The following is a 5,335-nucleotide window of genomic DNA, read 5'->3' as shown; positions in this document are numbered from 1 at the left end:
CTCACGCGCCTCGGGTCGCGGTCGGCTCCTCGGGGCGGGGAGCGGGGCCTGCAGGCGCGGTCTCCGGGCGCACGCCGACGGCGCGTCCCTCGGTCTCCGTCCCGTCCGCCACGGCACCCCTCCGTCCTGGTTGAGATCGAGTGTAGGAGCAGGACGCGGCGCACGTGACGTCGGCCGCGCGGTACGAGCCCGCCCGTGGGCCGTGCGGGTGAGGCGTGCGCGCCCGCTCGCGTCGCCGGGCGCGCTCGTCGGCGCAGCTGCCTCCTCACCCTCGGACGGCGGCCCGCGGCCCGGGTGCAGCGCCCCGGCCCGCGTGCCAGGGTGGCCGACGTCCACTCCCGCAGCTGGTCCCCCGCCGCACTGGAGCTCCCGTGGCCGCACGAGACGAGGGCACGTCGCGCACCACCGACGTCCTCTTCGACATCCGCACCGTCATCGGTGTCCTGTTCGCCGTGTACGGAGGCGTGTGCCTGGTGACCGGCCTGGTCTCCTTCACCGCCGCCGACAGCGCCAAGACGGGGGGTGTGAACCTCAACCTCTGGGCGGGCCTCGGCATGCTCGTGCTGGCCGCCGGCTTCCTCGCGTGGTCGCTGACGAAGCCGCTGCACCCGCCCGCGACGCCCGCCGAGGAGGTGGCCGGCACGCCGGCCCCGCAGGACGACGACGGACCGGCGGACCGGACGTGATCCTCACCGCCGTCGCGGAGGACTCCGCGCGCCGCATCGACGCGCAGGCCATCGACTACGTGCTGGTCGCGTTCTACTTCCTCGTCGTCCTGGGCATCGGCCTCATCGCCCGCCGCCGCATCGCCTCCAGCCTCGACTTCCTGCTCTCCGGTCGCAGCCTCCCGGCGTGGGTGACCGGGCTCGCGTTCGTCTCGGCGAACCTGGGGGCCACCGAGCTGCTGGGGCAGGCGGCCAACGGCGCGCAGTTCGGGGAGCAGACGTTCCACTACTACTGGATCGGCGCCATCCCGGCGATGGTGTTCCTCGCCCTGGTGATGATGCCGTTCTACTACGGCTCCAAGGTCCGCTCGGTCCCCGAGTTCCTCGGCCGGCGCTTCGACGCGAAGACGCAACGGCTGCAGGGCCTGCTCTTCGCCATCGCCTCGGTGCTGCTCGCGGGCGTGAACCTCTACGCCATGGCGATCGTCGTCAACGCGCTGCTGGGCTGGCCGACGTGGCTCGCGATCGTCCTCGCCGGTGTCGTCGTCCTCGCCTACACCTTCCTCGGCGGCCTGTCGGCCGCGATCTACAACGAGGTCCTGCAGTTCTTCGTCATCGTCGTGACGATGGTGCCCATCACCCTGGTCGGACTGCACCGCGTGGGCGGCTGGGGCGGGCTGGTGGACCGGCTGACCGCGCAGGGCAGCGCCACGATGCTGGAACCGTTCCCGGCGCGGGAGCTCACGGGCATCGACAGCCCCCTGTTCTCCACCATCGGCGTCGTGCTGGGGCTGGGCTTCGTCACGAGCTTCGGGTACTGGACGACGAACTTCACCGAGGTGCAGCGCGCGTTCTCGGCCCGCAACGCGGCCGCCGCGCAGCGGACCCCGCTGATCGCGGCGGTGCCGAAGGTGCTCGTCGCGCTCGTCATCATCATCCCCGGGATGATCGCCGCCGTCCTCATCCCGGGCATCGAGGACCTCAAGCGCGGCCTGCCGAGCGACGTCGAGTACAACGACGCGATCCCCCTGCTCCTGCGCGAGCTGCTGCCCAGCGGGTTCCTCGGCGTCGCCCTCGCCGGGCTGCTCGCAGCGTTCATGGCGGGGATGGCCGCGAACGTCAGCTCGTTCAACACCGTCTTCACCTACGACCTGTGGCAGGACTGGCTGCGCCCGGGCCGCGACGACCGGTACTACCTCGGGGTGGGCCGCACCGTCACCGTCGTCGGGACCGCGGCCGCGATCGGCACGGCCTTCATCGCGGCCGGCTTCAGCAACATCATGGACTACATCCAGACGTTGTTCTCCTTCTTCAACGTCCCCCTCTTCGCCGTCTTCGTCCTCGGGCTGTTCTGGAAGCGCCTCAACGGTCACGGCGGGTTCTGGGGTCTTCTGTGCGGCACCCTCGGCGCCGTCTGCGTCTTCGTGCTGAACCAGGTCGGCGTGCTGTCCCTGTCCGGTCAGGGCTCCAGCTTCGTCGGCGGCGGGGTCGCGACGGTGGTCGCCGTCGCGGTCGGGTACCTCGTCGCCCGGGGCGGCACCCCGAAGCCCGAGGCCGAGCTGACCGGGCTGGTCTGGTCCCTGACGCCGGCCTCGGTGCGCGCGGTGCCGCGGGAAGCCGGCTGGTACCGCTCCCCCGTGGTGCTGTCCGTGCTGGTGGTGGCGATGTCCGCCGGGGGCTACGTGCTGTTCGCGCTGATCTAGGCGACCCGCGACCGGGAGGCTCGGGCGTCAGACCGCGAGCAGGGCCAGCACGTCGTGGCCCTCGAGGAGGGCGCGCCCCCCGAGGGCCTGCAGCTCCAGCAGGACGGCGACCTGGGCGACCACCGCGCCCGCCTCGGCGACCAGCGCGCAGGCCGCCTGCGCCGTGCCACCCGTGGCGAGCACGTCGTCGACGACGAGCACCCGGTCGCCGCGGCCCACGAGGTCGCTGCGCAGCTCGATCGCGGCCGTGCCGTACTCCAGCTCGTACTCGCGGTGCAGCACGGGCGGCGGCATCTTGCCCGCCTTGCGCACGGGCAGGAACGGCAGACCGCAGCGCTCCGCGACCGGGGCCGCCAGCATGAACCCGCGCGACTCGATGCCCGCGACCGCGGTGGCCCCACAGGCCCGGGCCGCGCGCGACAGCTCGGCGACGACAGCCGAGAAGGCGGCCGGATCGGCCAGCAGCGGGGCGATGTCCTTGAAGGCGATGCCCGGCGACGGCCAGTCCGGGACGTCGCGCACCGTGGCCGCGACCAGCGCGGCGACGTCGGGTCGGTCGCCGGTCACGACGGCGCCGGAGGCGTGCTGGGCGGGGTCCACGCCGTCACGCTACCGGCGGCGCGGCCCCTCCGATCACGCCGAGCTGGGCTCGGCGACGCCGGCGCGGTCGGCCGGACGGTCCTCGACGTCGGCGGCGAGCTGCCGGACGCGGGCCTCGCGGCGGCGCAGGTCGACCAGCAGCGGCGTCGCCACGAAGATCGAGGAGTACGCGCCGACGAGCATGCCGACGAAGAGCGCGAGGCTGATGTCGCGCAGCGTCCCGGCGCCCAGCAGGAGGTCGCCGATGAAGAGGATCGCCGCGACCGGCAGCAGCGCCACCACCGTGGTGTTCACCGACCGCACGACGGTCTGGTTGACCGCCAGGTTGGCCGCGGCCGCGAAGCTCCTGTCCCGCTTGGTGAACGCCTCGGACGTGTTCTCGCGCACCTTGTCGAAGACCACCACGGTGTCGTAGAGGGAGTACCCGAGGATCGTGAGGAACCCGATGACCGAGGCCGGGGTCACCTCGAAGCCCACCACGGCGTAGACCCCGGCCGTGAGCACCAGGTCGTGCACGAGCGCCAGCAGCGAGGCCAGCGCCATCGTCCACGTGCGGAAGTACAGGCCCATGACGATCGAGACGAGGACGAAGAACACGATGAGCGCGGTGATCGCCTTGTTCGTGACGTCGGCGCCCCAGCTCGGCCCGATGCTCGACGACGTGATGAGGTCGGGCGACACGCTGTACGCCTGCGCGAGCGCGTTCCGGATGTCGTCGAGCTGGTCCGTCGTCACGGCGGACGTCTGCACGCGCACCGCGTCGGTGCCCAGCCGCGTGACCTCGGGGGTCACGTCGGGCAGGACGGTCGCGACCGCCTCCCGGGCCGGTTCCTCGTCGGTGATGGCCGGGCCGCCGGTCGGCGAGCTCACGCTGAACTGCGAGCCGCCCTCGAACTCGATGCCGAACGTCAGCCCGGGCTTGACGAGGACGAACGCCGACACCGCGACGAGGACCACGGCGATGAGGTACCAGAGCTTGCGGCGCCCGACGAAGTCGAAGCTCGCCTCGCCCGTGTAGAGCCGGTTGCCCAGCTGCGCCATGCCCATCAGGCGTTGCCTCCGTCGCGCTCGTCCGGGCCGGCGGGCCCGGGGTGGTCCTCGACGACGGTCGTCCCGCCGCCCGTGCGGGCCCGCTCGCGCTCCTGCGCCCGCAGGCTCGCGAGCGTCGGGCGCGGCGCCCCGCTGTGCAGCGCGGTCCGGGCCACGACGCTGCCCAGGTGCTCGGGGTCGAAGCCCGACAGCTTGTGCCCGCCCCCGAAGAACTTCGTCCGGCTCAGCAGCGCCACGACGGGGTGGGTGAAGAGGAAGACGATGACGATGTCGATCACCGTCGTGATCCCCAGCGTGTACGCGAAGCCGCGGACGTTGCCCGTGGCCAGGACGTAGAGGACGACGGCCGACAGCAGGCTCACGGCGTCGGAGATGATGATCGTGCGACGCGCCCGGTGCCAGCCCGCCTCGACGGCCGAGGAGAGGATCCGGCCGTCGCGGATCTCGTCGCGGACACGTTCGAAGAAGAGGATGAACGAGTCGGCCGTGACGCCGATCGCGACGATGAGGCCGGCCACCCCGGCGAGGCTGAGGCGGAAGCCCTGCAGCCAGCTGAGCAGCAGGATGACGCCCCAGTTCAGCGCCGCCGCGAGGACGAGGCTGCCCACCGTCACGAGGCCCAGGCCCCGGTACTGCAGCAGCGAGTAGCCGACGACCAGGACGAGGCCGATGAGCCCCGCGATGAGGCCGCGCTGCAGCTGCTCGGTGCCGAGCGTCGCGGACACCTGGTCCTCGGTCTGCACCTCGAAGCTCAGCGGCAGGGCGCCGAACTTCAGCTGCTGGGCGAGCGCGTCGGCGCTGGCCTCGGTGAAGTTGCCGGTGATCTGCGCCTGGCCGCCCGGGATGACCGAGCTGACGCTCGGCGCGGTGACGACGAGGCCGTCCAGGACCGCCGCGAACTGGTTCTGCGGCGACGGCAGCGCGCTGATGCGCTGCGTGAGGTCCTGGAAGGCCGTGGCACCCGCGGAGTCGAACTGCAGGTTGACCTGCCAGCCGCCCGTGATGCGCCCCTGCGAGTTGGTCTCCTGGCCGGACGAGGCGTCGGTGAGCTGGGTGCCCTCGATCTCGGCCGGCCCGAGGACGTACTTCGCCGCACCGTCCTGGCTGCAGGTCACGAGCACCTTGGTCGGGTCGTCGACGATGCCGCCCGTGCGGTTGGCCGGGTTCGAGCAGTCCAGCTGGGTGAAGAGCTGCTGCACCTCGGGCGACTCGAGCTGCGTCAGGTCGCTCGCGTCGGTCGGCGCCGGGGTGGGGGCGGCGCTCGGCTGACCGGGACCCGTCCCGGTGGCGGGCGTGGCGCCCGGCGCGGGGGCCGGG

5 protein-coding genes are annotated in these 5,335 nt (G+C 72.6%); 2 read left to right on the top strand and 3 right to left on the bottom strand.

The genetic code is table 11. The features are described from left to right. Positions 1 to 371: 371 nt before the first annotated feature. On the top strand, positions 372 to 686 hold the full coding sequence (locus tag GTR02_RS24710) for a hypothetical protein (protein ID WP_166609122.1): 315 nt from the start codon (positions 372 to 374) through the stop codon (positions 684 to 686). Then, on the top strand, positions 683 to 2,368 hold the full coding sequence (locus GTR02_RS19375; RefSeq protein WP_338073934.1) for a sodium:solute symporter family protein: 1,686 nt from the start codon (positions 683 to 685) through the stop codon (positions 2,366 to 2,368). The genes GTR02_RS24710 and GTR02_RS19375 overlap by 4 nt, the downstream gene beginning before the upstream one ends. Positions 2,369 to 2,395: 27 nt before the next feature. Here the strand turns inward: GTR02_RS19375 and GTR02_RS19370 are convergent, their stop codons facing one another. The 3 genes from GTR02_RS19370 to secD form a co-directional block, all read right to left on the bottom strand. Next, complete coding sequence (locus GTR02_RS19370; protein ID WP_338073933.1) at positions 2,396 to 2,968, bottom strand: adenine phosphoribosyltransferase; 573 nt, start codon at positions 2,966 to 2,968, stop codon at positions 2,396 to 2,398. 33 nt (positions 2,969 to 3,001) lie between these two features. After that, positions 3,002 to 4,015 carry a protein translocase subunit SecF gene (gene secF, locus GTR02_RS19365; RefSeq protein WP_166609121.1) on the bottom strand — a complete coding sequence of 338 codons (1,014 nt, stop codon included), beginning with the start codon at positions 4,013 to 4,015 and terminating at the stop codon, positions 3,002 to 3,004. Continuing rightward, positions 4,015 to 5,335: protein translocase subunit SecD (secD, locus tag GTR02_RS19360; protein WP_166609120.1), on the bottom strand; the 1,321-nt coding region annotated here is incomplete at its 5' end. The genes secF and secD, both read right to left, overlap by 1 nt.

The sequence above is a fragment of the Kineococcus siccus genome (genome assembly GCF_009906795.1).
Lineage (GTDB): Bacteria > Actinomycetota > Actinomycetes > Actinomycetales > Kineococcaceae > Kineococcus > Kineococcus siccus.
The sequence above is the reverse complement of the archived record's forward strand: the minus strand, read 5'-3'. Positions and strand labels throughout refer to the sequence as shown.

Excerpts from the sequence above, each read along its gene's own strand:
- secF (WP_166609121.1), bottom strand. The coding sequence starts at position 4,015 with ATGGGCATGGCGCAGCTGGGCAACCGGCTCTACACGGGCGAGGCGAGC.